Origin of the sequence: Arenibacter latericius DSM 15913 (assembly GCF_000424985.1) — a bacterium.
GTDB classification, from domain to species: Bacteria; Bacteroidota; Bacteroidia; order Flavobacteriales; family Flavobacteriaceae; genus Arenibacter; species Arenibacter latericius.
Genome location: NZ_AUKX01000047.1, coordinates 1 through 17,832, shown reverse-complemented (window position 1 = coordinate 17,832; position 17,832 = coordinate 1). Strand labels below are relative to the sequence as shown.

Genomic DNA, 17,832 nt, shown 5'->3' with positions numbered 1-17,832 from the left:
CACTTGACAAATAGATTTTATATAAATGTGCTCGAGCACAGATTTGAAAAATTCAATAATTATTGAAAAATAAGATAATCCATCAAATTAAAATTTATGCTTTAAAGATGGTATTTTGCGTTTTCAGAGGTGATAATATCAATGGGAAGATATTCATGGGTAGGTAGGCTTTTGGCAAAGAGGAAATGTTCTGCAACGTATGCAACGCTTAAATAGGCTTGTCTATAAGGTTTTTGATGGATTAGGAAGTCTATACAACCTTCTTGGAGGTATTTGGTGTTTTCTATTAAAACATCATATCCTATAATTTTACAGTCTTTATTGGTCTCATTTTTAAAAACTTTTAGAAACTTATAAGCTTTTGCATTGGTAATAAAGAATGCTGCTACATCCGGATATTCCCTTAAAAACAGAGATACACTTTCTTTAAAGTCAGTATCCTCTACATCGCTAAATGTTTTGGAAATAATTTCGTGATTATTAGAATAATGCTCTTTAAAGTATTCCTTGAATCCATCTTCCTTTAACTCCATATGGGGTTCTTTATTGATGTGGATAATAGCTATTTTATCGTTTTTATTGATAATTCGTTTTAACAAGCCTGCTACAAGTTTACCACTCTGATGAAGGTCTTGTCCTATGTATACGTAATCTATTACAGTGTTGATTGGATTATTGAACAGGATAACCTTAATATTGGCTTTCTTGCATGTTTTTAATATTGTTTCGGATTCCTTTATAAAATTGGGAACCATAATTAGAGCATCTGGCTTAGATTCTAATAGGTTTTGAGATTGTTGCCAAAAAGATTCCTTACTATTAGGGTCATATAAATATTCTTTGACTAGAATGCCAAAGGGGTTAAATTCTTTTGATGCATTTATAATACCGTTTTCTGCTGACTTCCAATAGGATTCTAATTTAGGGTCTGGAAGTAACACTCCAATTAAATAGGTTTTATTTTTCTTTAAATTTCGCGCAAGGAGATTTGGCTTAAAATCTATTTTTTTAAGTATTTTATCTACTTTTTCATAGGCTTCTTTGGATACGTTGCCCCGCTTATGTAAAACTCTATCTACTGTACCCTTAGAAACTCCGGCCATTTTAGCAATGTCCTTAATAGTATGTTTTTTTTTATTCATTGGTATAGATTAACGAGAAGGCCAAGAATAGATTAGTCTAGAATAGGCTGTAGGAATTTATAAATATAGTAAAATTCGTACGACAAATAATAAGATTTTTATTTCTTGGATACGCTTAATATTTAAGAATCATATCCCTTAGTTTAAAAATGAGTAATTATTACCTAGATTAAAAGGAATGTTTTTTACTAATTAGTGAGAGTAGAATTCTTCTAAGCATGATAACCCATTCCGTTTGGGCAGTGCGCCTATTTGTTCGCTATTTTCCGCTCCATGCCACATGGGCTTGCCAAGAGGTAGTAGATGTAGTGTTTAGGAGTAATAGTTTACCCTTCCACAGGAGGCACCTTCAATAATCGGTCAAAGCTTTCTAGTATATAGGCCAATAAAATAACCACACAACATCCAAAAGCATTGAGCCATAAATAGGACATCCAATCGTAGTAAAAACCTATAATAACAATAACCTGGGTGATTAATGCAGCTACAAAAACAGCATTCCCTTTAATATACTTAAAGAAGAAGGCAATAAAAAAAATACCTAATACATTGCCATAAAATATAGATCCAATAATATTTACCAATTGGATTAGGTTTTCAAATAGATTTGCATAGTTTGCAATCAAAATCGCGATTATACCCCACAAAAGGGTAAATAATTTAGAGGCTTTTACATAGTGTAGGGGGGAGGATTTTTCTCCTCTATTTCGTTTATATAAATCCAAGGCTGTGATTGTTCCCAATGCATTTAATTCCGATGCGGTAGAAGACATAGCAGCCGATAAGATTACGGCTAGTAGAAGACCAATTAGCCCCTTAGGGAGGTAGGTAAGGATAAAATGTATAAATACATAGTCCTTATCATTGGTTTCTATATTTTTATCCGCTTTGGAAATAAGGGCCTTCGCCATTTCCCTGTTCTTTTTTTCCTTTTCGTTTATACTAATAATTTGCTGTTTGGCATCTTGGGTAGCATCATATTCTTTGAGGTCCATTGCAGCTGAAAATTTGTTTTGAGCTATTCTTTTTTCTACTTCTAGGCTCAGATGCTCTTTTTCTAAAATTTGGTAGTCAGACGCATAGGAAGAGTTCATTACTGCTTTAGTGGCAGAAGGATTAAAGTTTAATGGCGAATGGTTATATTGAAAAAATACAAATACCATTACCCCTACCAACAGGATGAAAAATTGCATAGGAATCTTTAAAATTCCATTGAATATTAGTCCTAACTGACTTTCTCGGACAGACCTGCCAGAAAGGTAGCGTTGTACCTGACTTTGATCTGTTCCAAAATAAGCAAGGGAAAGGAATAATCCCCCTGTAATACCACTCCAAAAAGTGTATCTACTAGAGGTGTTAAGGTCAAAATCCAATATATTTAATTTGTCACTAGCTCCAGCTATTTTTAATGCTTTATTAAACGTGATATTCTCTGGTAAATATCCTAAAATAAAGAAGAATGCAATAAACATTCCCGTCATAATAATGAACATTTGTTGTTTTTGAGTAACACTTACCGCTTTAGTGCCTCCCGTTACTGTATAAATAATAACTAATATCCCGATTATGATGTTAAGTGTATGCAAATCCCATCCCAATACAGCAGATAAGATTATAGAGGGGGCATATATGGTGATTCCTGCCGAAAGACCTCGCTGAATAAGGAAGAGTATTGCGGTTAGAGATCTAGTTTTTAAATCGAACCGATTTTCTAAAAACTCGTAGGCCGTATATACTTTAAGTCGATGATAGAGAGGTATAAATACAACACAGATACTAATCATGGCTAATGGGAGTCCAAAATAGAACTGAACAAAACCCATTCCATCATGATATGCCTGGCCCGGAGTGGATAAAAAAGTGATGGCACTTGCCTGTGTGGCCATAACGGATAAACCTATAGTCCACCATTGTGCAGATTTACCTCCTAGGACATAATCGTTTACATCTTTACTACCTTTGGTTTTCCAAACGCCAAAGGCTACAATGAAAAGCAATGTTCCGCCAAGTATTATCCAGTCAATGGTTGCCATACTATTGGTTTGCGGTCATAATTAAATAAAATACAATAACATAAATTGCATTTAATACTAAAACCAAGGAATATTCTTTTTTCCAAACAAATTTATCTTGCATAGTTATGATTTTTATCTACTCTTTTAAGTCACCTTGACTTAGAGAAAGCATATTTGCAAAAAGTTTATAAGCACCAGTTACTCCAACGGGGAGTTCCCTAAAGAAACTCAACCCAGTATAAACATAATACCCTTCTCCATAAGGTGCAACAAGCAGACTGCCTTTTAGAGGAGCTTCCCCATTATCTTGCATAGATAATATGGGGGTAAATTCTTTTGACCATTGGTTGGGGAAATATAAGCCACGCTCCTGTACCCATCCATTAAAATCGTCTTTTGTTATTTTGTTTGGGTAATTCACCACTGGATGGTTGTTTGCTAAGATCTTAACTTCTGATTTTTCATCTGTTACCCGATCTCTTGATATGCCTAAGGGATAGGGAGCAAGGTTTTCCATATTCACCACATTCTTGTCTGCGGTGTTGTATTGAAGGATTAGGTTGCCGCCATTCTTAACATAATCTAATAAATAGCGTTGCTTAAACCTTAATTCATCTACTACGTTATAGGCTCTTATTCCTACCACAATAGCGTCATATTTTGTTAACGATGTAGCGCTTATCGATTCTGGCTCTATGAAGGAAACATTATAGCCAATTTGCTCAAGGCTTATTGGGATTTCGTCACCAGCACCTTTTATATATCCAATCTGATTACCAGTTTTGCTAATGTTTAAACGTACTACCTTGGATTCAGTGGGTAATAATACTGTTTGTTTAGGGATATGATCGTAATTAATCTCAATCAATTCTTTAGAAGATTCCTTGCCATCTATCCTTAAAATTGGTGAAATGTAGTTTTCATTTTCTGTAGGTGGGGGGGTTAATAGAAAACGAACAGTTTGTTTATAACCTTTTTTAGAAATTTTGAATGTTTTTGTCTCTTTATCTACCAGCCATCCTTCTCCAACGCGAAGCTGAACCTCTCCGGTAACATTATTCTTATGTGCTTGAATGGTTACCGGAATTTCTTTTGGTTGATGGTCTGCAAAGATGATTACCTTATCCTTGAAACTTGCTGTAGCTTTTGGTAACACACTAAAAGGCTGGTATATCTCTCCTTTATCTGGTCTAGAATACTTATAGACCAGTGGCTTAGTAATAGTGATTGGATAACCATTAAATTCTAATTCAAACTTCACTGTAAATGCAGCTGGAGTTTCCGGTTTTCCAATTAATTCTTGGTTGTTAACCTGATACATTCCTATTTCCCACTTGTCGTTTAACCAATATGGGTTAGTCACTGGGGTGTTATCAGGTATTTGTAAGTCTAATTGAAGTATTTCTTTCTTATTTTCATGAAGGGAAATAGCTTTTATTGTAGAAGGATGGTTGGTTACAGCGACGTTTTTTAGTGTAATATCTGTATCGCTTCTGTTGACGGCTTCTATGTTAACGGTTACTTTACCACCCTGATGCATTGTTGCCTCTGAAGCAGTAGCTTCTAAAAATAAACCACTCACGGAAAGAATTATATCCTCTAACTCTTTTTGTTTTATAGTACGCCAATGATCGTCTTTTACGTTTTTTAGCGCTTTATAGCCTGCTATAAGCTGTGGTAAATGGGTAGAAGGATCCTTAAAATTGAAGTTTTTTTCCAAATCGGTTAAAATTTTCCCTACAGCTTCTCCTCCTTTTACTCTGGACCAACTGGTATTAATACCATCAAAAAGATTTGATTCGTTTTTAGGTAGTTCACCTTTTAGAAGCTCTAAATATTCCATTTCACTTCCGCGGGTGGTCATTCTACCAAAGCCTTGACACAGATGCTGGCTACTTGCAAGGGCCGCAATTTCATTATTAGATAATCCGGTTAAAGGATAATAGGCCCCCACGTCTAAACTGAGCATGTTAGATTTGTCGGACTTTTTAAAATTCTCCTCACTACCGTAGAACCACCAAGAGGTGTTGAAAAACAGTCTTTTGGGTTGCCAAACGGTTGTTATATCTAACTGCTCTGGATAAGCTGATGGATCAGCAGCCATATCAAAAGCCTCTACGCTAAGCATAGCAGACGAGGTATGGTGGCCATGAGTGGTACCTGGAGTGCGGTGATCAAATCGGTTAATGATTACATCAGGTTTAACATTTCGGATAATCCAAATAATATCGCTCAATACCTCTTCCTTGTTCCAGATCTTCAGCGTTTCATTTGGATGTTTAGAATATCCAAAGTCATTTGCTCTTGAAAAGAATTGATTCCCTCCATCAACCCGCCTCGCTGCAAGCAATTCCTGGGTTCTAAGTACACCGAGTAGTTCTCTAAGTTCTGGTCCAATTAAATTTTGGCCGCCATCGCCACGAGTTAAGGAGAGGTAAGAAGTATTGGCTTTAACTTCATTGGCAAGAAATGCAATTAGCTTGGTGTTCTCATCATCGGGATGGGCTGCAACGTATAATGCAGTTCCCAAAAAGTTTATTTTTTGTAGCGCATGATAAATATCTGATGAACTTTGGTATTTGGGAGTTTGAGAAAATATAAGGTTGAACGATAATAATATTCCAGAAAAGAATACCCAAAAAGCGCGCATATGGTGTGGTTTTAGTTGGTTTTTTTTATATATATTATATGGTCGGAGTTAAATTACATAAATTATTCAACATCTATAAATCACTAGAATCATCTATTGATTGCTCGTATGTGGCTGCTAAACCTACTGCCTTTTGGAGCATTAAATTGTTGGGATAAGTAAACAGTTCCCCGTTTTTTCTCCTTAAATGAATATGAAAAGCTCTAATATCTTCAATTATATAAATTTCATTTGGCAATTCTATCTCCTTATCCATAATTTTTATCCTATCCCCAATTTTAAAGGGAAATGAGAAAAACAAGATAATTCCAGCTGTTATATTACTTAAAATGGACCATTGAGCAAAAAGTGCGACTCCTATCACTGCAAAAACAGAGGAGAATACCAGCCCAATTTCCTTAAAGTCTACCCCCCAAATTAGGATTAAGGCTAGAATACCTAAAGCGGTTAGACCTATAGTAGCATATTTTACAATTAAGCGTGTTCTAACTTCGTTAATGTCACTGAGTTTTCCAACCTTTCTGATTGTTTTTGCACCGAAATATTTTAATATCATCAGTGTTAATAAGCATAATACAGTGCCTAACAATTCGTTCTTGTATTCAAGGTAAAATGATTCCATATAATAAACTATAATCCTAAACTATCACGCAAAAATACATCACTATTTTTGTTTTCTTGCCAATATGCTCGCTTTAATGTTTTTATTTTTAAAGCCTTAGAAGTGAGGGTCTTGGAGTCTTTTCCGCTACCACTTTTATAGCTTTCCGTCCAGCTTTCTATACTATAGGGGAAGGAGCTAGAGAAGCTAATAGATAATTCCCTTTCCAAGGTAGGATAATTAATAGTGTATACACTTTTACCACCTGTTATCGTTAAATTGGCATTTGCTTCATAGGGCATTAACTCTTTATGTGCCATACGTAGATATTCTAAAGAGGGGATAATTTTAATTTTTCCAATTGGCAAGTTATTGGGATTGATGCGGATCTTATTCCATAGCTCATTTTCCAAGTGCCCTTTTTCCAATTTATGGTATCGGTCTCCTTCCGATTCAAAGTAGGAATAAGAATTCACTTCAAATTGCGATCTATTATTTAATTGCGTAAAAACCTGTCCACACCATTCCTGTACGGAGGAGGTTAATTTAATAGCATGCTGGTTGTCATAAACAGGGTAGAAGCTGCTATTCATAATAGAGTAGGGGTATATCCCTGTTAAGAAATTTTTGGTGCTGTTTAATTTTAATACTGAAATATGGTCTGCATTAGGGGTGTCTGGCTTTACCTGCTCATCTACCATAAACGGTTCGGTAACAAATATTAAAACGGCTTTACCGTCTCTTATTTCTCCATATTGGGCCTGCTCTAGTTTGTAAGAGGTAATTTCTGCTTTTCCGCTATACCAATAATCCTTAAACTCTTTAGATAAAGATTTTTTCTCAGCCTCAACCATGGTAGGTGCAGTTTTCCTGTTACCCACAAAGCCGTCTTTTACAGAATTAGTCTCTTTTTTACAAGAAGACAATGCCGTTAAAATAAACAGTAAGGTAGCCGGGTAAATGGTTAGAGTGAATTTGAACTTCATAGAGAATGGATTTTCTATAAAAATATTCAAAATTAGCTAAGCCACCATGCTCATTAACGTTTTATAGACTAAATGGGTGGGTAGGCCTACCACATTAGAATAGGAACCTTGGATATCTTCTATGCCTATAAGACCTATCCACTCCTGTATTCCGTACCCCCCTGCTTTATCAAAAGGTTTATAATGATTTACATAATGATGGATTTCTTCTTCCGTTAGTTTTCTAAATTTCACTTTGGTATGATGGGCAACAGTTTCCTGGTGTTTTGGTGTGGTAAAGCATACCGATGTTATTACCTCATGCCAATCATTGGATAGTGTTAGTAGCATCTGCACCGCTTCCGCTTTGTCTTTTGGTTTTGCCAAGGATATTCCTTTATGCCAAACCACGGTGTCCGAAGTAATGAGAATATCTGTTTCTTTAAGTGTATCCGTAAATTGTGCTGCCTTTAAAGCTGCCAAATAACTAGAAATTTGTTCTCCTTGTAGATGAGGGGGGTACACCTCGTCTACAGGAATGGTTTGCACCTTAAAGGGGATTCCCATTTCTTTAAAATACTGTTGCCTTCTGGGAGAGGCAGATGCTAAAATAATGGTATGGTTTTGAAACTTATCCTCTAACATAGCCTTAATCGTTTTTTGCGCTAAAGTTATCGTCCCAATGTCCTCTAACTTTTAAAACTTGTTCTATAACATCCCTAACGCAGCCATCGCCTCCATTCTTATGGGAGATATACTTGGAGACAGCCTTTACCTCAGGTACAGCATTCTGTGGGCAACATGGCAATCCAGCTAATTTTAAGGGTGGAATGTCGGGAATATCATCACCCATATACAATACGTTCTCTGGTTTAATATTGTAGATATCTAGATATTCGTCAAAGGGATCAATTTTATGATGTGCACCCATATGGATGTCTGTAACACCTAGATCCCTTAATCTTACTCTAACCCCTTCATTAGTGCCCCCAGAAATAATGCAGACGTTATACCCTTGCTCTATGGCGACTTTTAGGGCATAGCCATCTTTAACGTTCATAGTTCTTAATAATTCCCCTTCCGAGGTAATCATAATTTTACCATCTGTAAAGACGCCGTCTACATCAAAAATAAAAGTAGTAATATCGTGTAATAATTCCTTATAGCTCATTTCTATATTTTTCACTTATCGATTTGCTTAATAAGGTGTAAATATCCTTATTATTTTTAGTTTTAAGTTGATTTAAATGATTTTCAATCGTACTTCTGTCGTTTCTCCTTGCGGGACCTGTTTGTGCGTTTAGTGGAGTTATGTAGTCTAATTTTTTCACAGTCTCTTTTATTAAAGGGAGTAGAATATGAAAGGGTAAATCATTGTCCTCGCAAATTTCATGGCCAATATGAAAAAGGTGATTGGTAAAATTGTTAACAAAAACTGCTGCTAGGTGGAGAGATTTTCTTTGCTCAGAGGAAACTTCTTGCACATTGTTAGAAATAGAGTTTCCTAATTGCTCTAACAAATTAAGATCGTTCTTATTTTCGGCTTCTATACAAATGGGAACCGACTTAAAATCGATTTTCTTTCCTGCACTAAAACTTTGTAGGGGATAAAACACAGCTCTTCTGTTTATGGGGTCTAGTGCTTTCAAAGGCACACTTCCTGAACAATGGGCTACAATACCTTTTTTACCTCTTAAAGTTTTGGCTACTTCTGGAATGGCATCGTCGCTAACTGCAATTAGATATAAATCTGCATCCTGAATTGTATTGAAATCGTTGCTTACCTCTACTTTGCTCTTAAAATAGGAGAGGTGGTCCTTATTTCGCCCGATTACTTGGAGGATGTTTATTTCATTTTGACCTAAAAAAGTATCAAACAAGTGTTTGGCCACGTTGCCCGATCCTAGAATAATTATTGATATCATAATCAAAAGTAATTAATCCATCAAAATTACATCGCTTTGCGCCAAAAGAAAAATAGGATGCTACAGTTTTATTAAAAAAACAACTTCTATAATATCTTTAAATCTAGGAGGTAGTTTTAGTAGTTAAGGATAAAATTCTTAAAGTGGAACTATATCCAACGGATTAGAAATTATTTAATAATAGAATGAAAAAATTACGATTAGAATAGCGTAATTTTATTTCTATTTTACGAATATGATAATGGGTGTCAATTAACAAAAAATTCACTTATTAAACTTATTAATATATGTATTTTTGGGCTTTTAAATTAAATTATATCTCTCCAGGATGACCGAATTTTTGAAGAAGTTTTTCTTTTCCACTCGATTAATGTCTGTTTTATTTATTGTTTTCGCTATTGCCATGGCTTTCGGGACTTTTATCGAGAGTTGGTATAGTACAGATACCGCACGTATTTGGATCTATAATGCTACTTGGTTTGAAGCGATAATGGTATTTTTTGTTATTAATTTTATTGGTAATATTTCTCGGTATAGATTGTTGAGAAAAGAAAAATGGGCAGTTTTAATGATGCACCTTTCTTGGATATTAATTATAGTAGGTGCATTCGTTACCCGTTACATTAGTTTTGAAGGGATGATGCCTATAAGGGAAGGGGAGACCGAAAATGTATTCTTTTCTGATAAAACGTATTTAACAGTTTATGTGGATGGAGATATTGACCAAGAGCGTAAAAGAAAAATATTGGAAGACGATATTTTGGTAACCGCTCAGGCAATGAAGTCTAACTTACCTTGGCATTCCGATTTTAACGGTCAACCTTTTACTATTTCCTATGTAGATTTTATAGAAGGAGCTAAGGAAGGGTTGATAGAAGATCCTAATGGAAAAGAATTCTTAAAAATAGTGGAGTCTGGAGAAGGGGAGAGACATGATCACTATTTGGAGAATGGAGAAGTAGCTAGTATTCATAACGTGCTTTTTGCACTGAACAAGCCTACTCCTGGAGCAATTAATATTACTACGGTTGATGGTGAATTTATGTTAGAATCGCCTTTTGAAGGTCAGTTTATGCGAATGGCCGATCAGATGGAAGGTGAGGTCGTAAAAGATAGCTTGCAGAAATTTCAGCTTAGATCATTATACAACATGGCGGGAATGCAATTTGTTATTCCGGAACCATTGGTGAAAGGAGAGTATGGGATAGTAGAAATACCTAAAGAAGATAGAACTGAGAACGATTTAGATGCCTTAGTTTTAGATATAACGAGCAATGGAGAAACCGTCCGTAAAAAACTATTAGGAAGCAAAGGAATGTCTAATTTCTCTGGTGGTTTTAATGTAGGTGGATTAGAATTTAACATGAGTTATGGCTCTAAGGTATATACCTTGCCATTTGCCATAAAATTAAACGATTTTATAGCCGAAAGATATCCAGGAACAGAAAATAGCTACTCTTCTTTTATGAGTAAGGTAACGGTACAGGACGATCGACCATTTGATTATGATATTTATATGAATCATATTTTGGACCATAGGGGATATCGCTTTTTCCAAGCTAGTTTTCATCCTGATGAAAAAGGAACAGTATTGTCTGTAAATCATGACTTTTGGGGAACGTGGATAACTTATATAGGGTACTTTTTATTATACACAGGCCTAATGGGGATTATGTTTTTTGGAAAAACTAGATTTAAAGATCTAGGGGTTTCTTTAGAAAAGTTAAAAAAGAAACAGGCAAAAATGGCAACCTTGCTTATGTTGGGGGCCGGATTAACCATGACGGCACAAGATCCTGATGCCACAACAGTTCACGCTCATAAAAATACCCCAACTGCAGAACAAATAGATTCTCTACTTCATGCCATAACCCCTTCAAAAGAGCATGCAGCAAAATTTGCCGAATTAGTGATTCAAGATGCGGGTGGTCGTATGAAACCTATCAATACCTTTTCGTCTGAATTATTGAGAAAACTAAGCCTTAAGGATAAATATACCGACTTTAATTCGGATCAAGTATTCCTTTCTATGATGTTAAATGCGCCAGCATGGTATAATGCGGAGTTTATTGCATTAGATAAAAAGGGGCAAAATGATAGTCTTAGAAATATTATAGGGGTACCTCACGATAAAAAGTATGTAAAGGCAACCGATTTTTTTGATGCGCAAGGTCAGTACAAATTATCACCTTACCTTAAAGATGCCTATAGTACTAATACCCCAAACCAGTTTCAGAAAGACTTTAAGAGTATAGATGAGCGATTAATATTATTAAATAGGGCCTTAGGTGGTGAGATCGTAAAGATATTCCCCTTGTTAAATGATGAGAATAATAAGTGGATTTCCGCTGTAGAATATAGAGGTGGACAGTATCAGGTATCCGATTCCCTATATTCTAACTTTATAAAAAATGCTGTTCCATTTTACTTAATGAGCTTAGAGAAGGCCGTGCAAACGGGAGATTACTCTGAGGCTGATAAATTATTGGCGGCCTTTAAACAAAATCAAGTAAATCATGGTAGTGAAGTACTACCGAGTACGAATAAGATAAAAGCTGAAGTTTTCTATAATAAGGCAGATATCTATAACAGGTTATACAAGTACTATGCCTTAACAGGCTTATTAATGTTTACCCTTTTAGTCTTTCAGATTATAAAAGATAGAAAAGCGCTTCGTTTTAGTATTAAATCAATAAAGGTATTAATCTACCTATTCTTTATTGTGCATACTCTCGGCTTAGCGCTACGTTGGTATATTTCTGGACATGCTCCATGGAGTGACGCTTATGAAAGTATTCTTTATGTTTCTTGGGCTACTCTGGGGATGGGACTATTGTTCGCTAAAAAGAGCGATATGACTGTTGCTGCTTCTACCTTTGTAACCTCTATGTTATTATTTGTAGCACACCAAAGCTGGGTAGATCCGTCTATATCTAATTTACAGCCTGTATTAGATAGCTATTGGTTAATGGTGCACGTATCTATTATTGTAGGTAGTTATGGACCCTTAACCGTGGGTATGATACTAGGTGTAGTTTGTCTTATCCTAATGGTTCTTACTAATGAAAAGAACAAGGAGAAAATGAAGTTAAATATTCAGGAACTTACTATAATCAACGAACTTTCCCTTACTGTAGGATTAGCAATGTTGACCATAGGTAATTTCTTGGGTGGGCAATGGGCTAATGAGAGTTGGGGTCGTTACTGGGGATGGGACCCAAAAGAAACTTGGGCATTAATATCTATTATGATTTATGCTTTTGTTCTACATGTTAGACTTGTTCCCGGATTAAGAGGTAATTGGACCTATAACTTTTTAACTGTTATTGCTTTTGCAAGTATAATGATGACCTATTTTGGAGTGAACTTCTATTTAGTAGGCTTGCATAGTTACGCTAGTGGAGCTCAAGTGATTACGCCGAGTTTTATTTACTATACTGTCTTTGGAGTGTTTGTTCTAGGGGGGATAAGTTATTGGCGTTATAAGAAGTATTACGTTAAATAATATATTTAACTGATCTTTTATAGAAAATAATGAAGCCTAATAACGTACTAGTGCTAAGTTGTTGTTTTATGCCTTAGCTATAGTAAGTTTTGTCATACAACAACTGACTCTTATTTTCTTATGAGAATAGGAAATCTGTTTAGATATGTGTCCATGCATTTTTTGTAACTTTAACGGCTATAGTCCGTTTTAACAAAAGAAGATAACATGGATCAACATAAGAAAGGTTTAAACACAGTTTGTACCCACACTGGGGAATTGGAAGATAAGACGTATAAAGGAGCTGTTTCCCCTCTGTATATGTCTACATCTTACGCATTTGAAAATGTAGATGTAAAACGTTACCCTAGATATTTTAACACACCCAATCAAGTAGGGTTGGCAAAAAAAATTGCAGCCTTGGAAAAGGCGGAAGCTGCCTTAATTTTCGGTAGTGGAATGGCTGCAATTAGTACTTCTCTTCTTGCCTTCCTTAGGGCTGGTGATCACATTGTTCTCCAAAAAACCTTATATGGTGGGACTTATAACCTAGTTACGGAAGAATTTGAAAAATTCGGTATTTCCTATTCTTTTACAGATGGATTAAAAGCAGTGGACTTTGAGGATAAAATTCAAGATAACACTAAAGTAATCTATTTAGAAACACCGTCTAATCCCTTATTATCGATTACCGATCTTAAGGCGGTAGCTAACATCTGTAAAAAACATGGAATTGTTTCGATGATAGATAACACTTTTGCAAGTCCAGTAAATCAGAATCCATTAGATTTTGGCATTGATGTAACAATACACAGTGCTACTAAATATATGGGCGGACATTCGGATATCTGTGCAGGTGCTGTTGCCTCTTCAGAGAAAAATATGCAGCGAATATTTCATTTGGCCAAGAATTTAGGGGGTAGTCTTAGTGATTATACCGTGTGGTTATTAGAAAGGAGTATTAAAACTATGGGTATTAGGGTAAGGGCGCAGAACGAGAATGCACAGCGGATGGCTCAATATTTATTAGAGCATAATGATATTGAAGCTGTTTACTATCCTGGTTTGCCTTCTCATCCAGATCATGAGATTGCAAAATCGCAGATGAAAGGTTTTGGCGGTATGCTTTCCTTTGAATTAGTGCCAGATTTAAGTGCTTCGGAATTTCAAAAATCTTTAAAATTAATTAAGCCGTCAATGAGTCTTGCCGGAGTAGAAAGCACTACGCTTACGCCAGCACTCACCTCGCACTCCTTACTTAGTGCTGAGGAGCGAAAAAGACAAGGAATTGCAGATGGATTAATTCGTTTTTCCGTAGGAATTGAAGAAACTGAAGATCTTATACAAGATATAGAGCAAGCCTTGAAAAAGGTAAAGCAAAAACAGTAGGTTTAAAATTTCTAAAAGCGAATAATTATTAGAATAACAATTTAAAGCTAGATTGAATTTGGTTTTTCTAGATATTAAACAATAACATTAATTAATGAAATTAGATATTTTAGTGTTCGGAGCACATCCGGATGATGCAGAATTAGGTGCTGGTGCTACTATAGCCAAAGAAATAGCAAACGGTAAGAAAGTTGGAATCATAGATTTAACGCGAGGCGAACTTGGTACGCGTGGTTCTGCGGAAATTAGAGATAGAGAAGCAGCAGAAGCCGCAAAAATATTAGGAGCTAGCGTACGTGAGAATTTGGGGTTTGCCGATGGCTTTTTTGTTAATGATAAGGAACATCAGCTACAGGTTATTAAAATGATTCGTAAATATCAACCAAATACTGTTTTGTGTAATGCAATAGATGATCGCCATATAGATCATGCCAAAGGCAGTAAATTGGTGAGCGATGCTTGTTTTTTAAGTGGATTGGTAAAAATTGAGACAACCTTAGAAGGGGAAAAGGAGTTGCAAGCAGCATGGAGGCCTAAGGTGGTATATCATTATATTCAATGGAAAAACCTGAATCCCGATTTTATTGTGGATGTTTCAGGGTTTATGGATGTGAAGACTCAAGCAATTATGGCTTATAGTTCTCAGTTTTACGACCCGAAAAGCAAAGAGCCAGAAACTCCTATAAGTAGCAAGAATTTTACAGAAAGTGTAAATTATAGAGCAAAAGACCTAGGGCGTCTTGTAGGTGTGGAATATGGAGAAGGTTTTACGGTAGAAAGACATATAGCTGTAAAAGACTTGGATGGCCTAATTTAAGCAGACTTTTTAGATTGGATTTTTCCGTTAGGAACAGTAAAATAAAATATGGAGCCTTTGTTTACTTCACTTTGTATCCACAAGGTTCCGCCATTATTTGCTAACATTTCTTTACATAGTGCTAGCCCCAAGCCAGTTCCTTTTTCGTTATTGGTGCCATAGGTAGTAAAATTGGAGTTTTCTTGGAGAATTTTCTCTTGGATATTAGGTGGTATACCTTGGCCTGTATCTTTTATAAATACCTCTATATGATCATTCTTTTCCGTAGCACCAATGGTTATGCACCCCTTGTTTGGAGTGAATTTGATGGCATTGCTAAGTAAATTGCGCAATACAATATTTAATTGGTTTTTATCTGCTCTAATGTAGATGTTATCGGGTACTAAGTTTTCTACTGTAATCATTTTAGTATTTGCAAGTTCATTCAAGAGGTCTATATTGCCCTGCACAATATTGAACAATAATATATTAGAAGGAATTGTGATTGATGCCTTCATTTGTGACCTACCCCAATTAAGGAGGTTGTTTAACGTAAAGGAAATATTATTTACATCAGTTTTTAATTTGGGGAGAAACGAATTAAACTCCTCTATATTCATGTCACCGCTTTTAAACATCCTCAATACGTTTTCTAGCGCACCAATAGGCCCTCTTAGGTCGTGAGCAATAATGGAGAAAAGCTTATCTTTTGTTTCATTTGATGCTTGTAGGTCTAACTTTCTTTGTTCTAAATTATCTTTCTGTTTCTTTAATTCTTGTATTAATCTTTTTTGAGTTTTTTCGGCCCAAAAAATGATAATTGCGACAATGGCTAATATTAGAATTGCTGCCAATGAAAGGTATATGTAGAATTTCTGTTTGGCCAATGCCTTTTTATTCTCTTCAATAAGTTCTTCTTTCTGATTTTTATAGGCAATTTCCGTTTTTAAAATATTTAGGCTATTTCTATTCTCATCCCTAGACAAGCTATCGGATATTGTTTTGTAAATCTCATGGTATTTTAGGGCGGTGACATAGTCATTATTATTCTTATAAATCTTATACAGGGTACGTGATCCATCCATGATTCCCTCCATAGATTTTATTTTCTTAGAAATATCATAAGATTTTAAGGCAAGATCTAACGCCAAACTATCATTTTTAAGGGCAAAATGTGCTTCGGCCATGCCATTATAAATGTCAATTACGCCTCTTTCATCCTGAAAATCTTTATGTAATAAATCGCTTTCTCCGTACCAATATAATGCTAGGGAATATTTTTTCTGCAACAAGTATATTCTGCCTTTAACCATATAAGCATGTGCAAGCCATTCCCATATTTTATTTTTTTTGAAGATATCAATACTCTTGTCAATACTTATATGAGCATCTTTAAAATTACGCATCTCCGAATAGGTGTATGCTAAATTGCTTAAAGTTTGGGCAGAGGTGATGTTATCACCAATTTTTTTATTAATATTCTTTACCTTTTCAAAAAAGTATATGGCATGTTCAAAGTCTTTTTGGGAAGCGTATAAATTAGCAATGTTTTCGTTGAGAATAGATTCCATCGTTTGGTCACCCTCCTTTTCTGCTAATTCTAAATTTTCCAAATATCCTTTTAAGGCTAAAGCATAATTACCGGTATACATATGTTCCGATGCCAAATTATTACCTATACTTATGATTAATTCGGTGTTGTTAAGGGTTTTAGCTAGTACTAAAGCTTGATTATAGAAATCAACAGCCTCCTTATGACCTCCTTTATCAGAATAATAGTCGCCTATATTCATTAGAGCCCTACTTTCCTCTTCCTTGTTGTCTGTTTCTTTACTTAATAAATGCGCTTCTTTGGAAACTATTAAAAGGCTATCGGAATTTACAAATCGCAATGCGCTTCCTAAATCATTTAAAAGCGCTATATAGGAGTTTTTCTCATTATATGCTTTCTCCCCTTTTTTTATTTCATTAATCTCAATTTTTATTTCTTCAACAAGTTTTTCCTGGGCAGAAATAGAGTGACAAAAAAGATATAGAATTAGAGTAAAGGCAATGAGCTTTAAGTTTTGCCAATTATTTAAATAGTAGGTTGGTTGGTTTAGCATTTATAGAAAATCACTACAATTCAGGGTAAATCTATTATCCTTCTTATAATATATATAAAAATTGTTGTGAATTTATGTTTTATAGTTGTTTTAGCATAATAAAGCGTTTATTAATCGATGATTAACATCTAATTTGTTAGTAATAAGTAATGAAGAAGAGATTAATTAATTTATTAAAAAATAAGAGTGATTTTATTTTGTCTAATGAAACAAAAAAATTATCTTTGCCATCGCTTACAAATGGTGGTTGTAGCTCAGCTGGTTAGAGCGCTGGATTGTGGTTCCAGAGGTCGCCGGTTCGAACCCGGTCTTCCACCCAAAAATACAAGCCTTATCTTTATTGGTAAGGCTTTTTTTGTGGGTTTAAGTGTGGTGAGAATTTGTAGTTAATGGGGATCAAGTCCAACTACCGAGTTAAAACGGATCAAGTCAAAAAGTTGTGGGATTAAGGATTTAAGCAAAAATAGTTGTCAGCCTATATAAGAAGAATTCTACGTTCCTGACACCCCTGAACTGTGCCCTAAATGCTTTTATCTTGGCATTGAATGATTCTGCCGAGGCGTTGGTGCTTCTGTTGTCAAAGTAGTTCAGGATATTTTGATAATGGATCGACATTGTCCTGGATATGGTGCTGAAGCTTTTGAAGCTGGCCTGCCTCACTTTTTCGTCCCATTTCGCTAATCTTATGAGTGCCGAGGTTTTGTCTTTTGTATTGTTGAATATCCAAGATAGATTCTGGCATAAATTATATGCTTTCTCT

General features: G+C 35.3%; 13 protein-coding genes and 1 tRNA gene. 4 read left to right on the top strand and 10 right to left on the bottom strand.

Going from position 1 to position 17,832, the window contains the following annotated elements; genetic code table 11:
- Nucleotides 1–101: 101 nt before the first annotated feature.
- From H344_RS0113515 to H344_RS0113475, 8 genes are all read right to left on the bottom strand, one after another.
- Nucleotides 102–1,142 (bottom strand): substrate-binding domain-containing protein, encoded by a 1,041-nt coding sequence (locus H344_RS0113515; RefSeq protein WP_034256652.1) that lies wholly within the window; start codon nucleotides 1,140–1,142, stop codon nucleotides 102–104.
- A 326-nt stretch (nucleotides 1,143–1,468) separates the two neighbouring features.
- Nucleotides 1,469–3,175: a sodium:solute symporter gene (locus H344_RS0113510; RefSeq protein WP_026810807.1), complete on the bottom strand. Its 1,707-nt coding sequence runs from the start codon at nucleotides 3,173–3,175 to the stop codon at nucleotides 1,469–1,471.
- A 118-nt stretch (nucleotides 3,176–3,293) separates the two neighbouring features.
- Nucleotides 3,294–5,807: a PIG-L family deacetylase gene (locus H344_RS0113500; protein WP_026810806.1), complete on the bottom strand. Its 2,514-nt coding sequence runs from the start codon at nucleotides 5,805–5,807 to the stop codon at nucleotides 3,294–3,296.
- A gap of 73 nt (nucleotides 5,808–5,880) precedes the next feature.
- On the bottom strand, nucleotides 5,881–6,429 hold the full coding sequence (locus H344_RS0113495) for a mechanosensitive ion channel domain-containing protein (RefSeq protein ID WP_026810805.1): 549 nt from the start codon (nucleotides 6,427–6,429) through the stop codon (nucleotides 5,881–5,883).
- 8 nt (nucleotides 6,430–6,437) lie between these two features.
- Nucleotides 6,438–7,394, bottom strand: a complete 957-nt coding sequence (locus H344_RS0113490; protein ID WP_034256651.1) for a hypothetical protein — start codon at nucleotides 7,392–7,394, stop codon at nucleotides 6,438–6,440.
- Nucleotides 7,395–7,430: 36 nt separating this feature from the next.
- Nucleotides 7,431–8,018, bottom strand: coding sequence for a Maf family nucleotide pyrophosphatase (locus H344_RS0113485; RefSeq protein ID WP_026810803.1), 588 nt, complete (start codon nucleotides 8,016–8,018; stop codon nucleotides 7,431–7,433).
- A 4-nt stretch (nucleotides 8,019–8,022) separates the two neighbouring features.
- Complete coding sequence (locus tag H344_RS0113480) at nucleotides 8,023–8,550, bottom strand: KdsC family phosphatase (RefSeq protein ID WP_026810802.1); 528 nt, start codon at nucleotides 8,548–8,550, stop codon at nucleotides 8,023–8,025.
- Nucleotides 8,534–9,298 carry a Rossmann-like and DUF2520 domain-containing protein gene (locus tag H344_RS0113475; RefSeq protein ID WP_026810801.1) on the bottom strand — a complete coding sequence of 255 codons (765 nt, stop codon included), beginning with the start codon at nucleotides 9,296–9,298 and terminating at the stop codon, nucleotides 8,534–8,536. Before H344_RS0113475 ends, H344_RS0113480 begins: the two co-directional genes overlap by 17 nt.
- 328 nt (nucleotides 9,299–9,626) lie before the next feature.
- Here H344_RS0113475 and ccsA point away from each other — a divergent pair, with 328 nt between their 5' ends.
- The 3 genes from ccsA to bshB1 all read left to right on the top strand — a co-directional run bounded on the left by ccsA (nucleotide 9,627) and on the right by bshB1 (nucleotide 14,988).
- Complete coding sequence (ccsA, locus tag H344_RS0113470) at nucleotides 9,627–12,803, top strand: cytochrome c biogenesis protein CcsA (protein WP_026810800.1); 3,177 nt, start codon at nucleotides 9,627–9,629, stop codon at nucleotides 12,801–12,803.
- A gap of 207 nt (nucleotides 12,804–13,010) precedes the next feature.
- Complete coding sequence (locus H344_RS0113465; RefSeq protein ID WP_026810799.1) at nucleotides 13,011–14,171, top strand: trans-sulfuration enzyme family protein; 1,161 nt, start codon at nucleotides 13,011–13,013, stop codon at nucleotides 14,169–14,171.
- Between the two features lie 94 nt (nucleotides 14,172–14,265).
- Entirely contained in the window at nucleotides 14,266–14,988 is a 723-nt protein-coding gene (gene bshB1, locus H344_RS0113460; protein ID WP_026810798.1) for a bacillithiol biosynthesis deacetylase BshB1, read from the top strand.
- Here the strand turns inward: bshB1 and H344_RS0113455 are convergent.
- Complete coding sequence (locus tag H344_RS0113455) at nucleotides 14,985–17,072, bottom strand: tetratricopeptide repeat-containing sensor histidine kinase (protein WP_026810797.1); 2,088 nt, start codon at nucleotides 17,070–17,072, stop codon at nucleotides 14,985–14,987. The two genes, bshB1 and H344_RS0113455, sit on opposite strands and share 4 nt — an antisense overlap.
- 242 nt (nucleotides 17,073–17,314) lie before the next feature.
- Between H344_RS0113455 and H344_RS0113450 the strand changes: the two genes are divergently transcribed.
- Nucleotides 17,315–17,390, top strand: a tRNA-His gene (locus H344_RS0113450).
- A 135-nt stretch (nucleotides 17,391–17,525) separates the two neighbouring features.
- Here the strand turns inward: H344_RS0113450 and H344_RS21475 are convergent.
- A partial coding sequence (locus tag H344_RS21475) for a transposase (protein WP_240484989.1) occupies nucleotides 17,526–17,832 on the bottom strand: 307 nt, incomplete at its 5' end.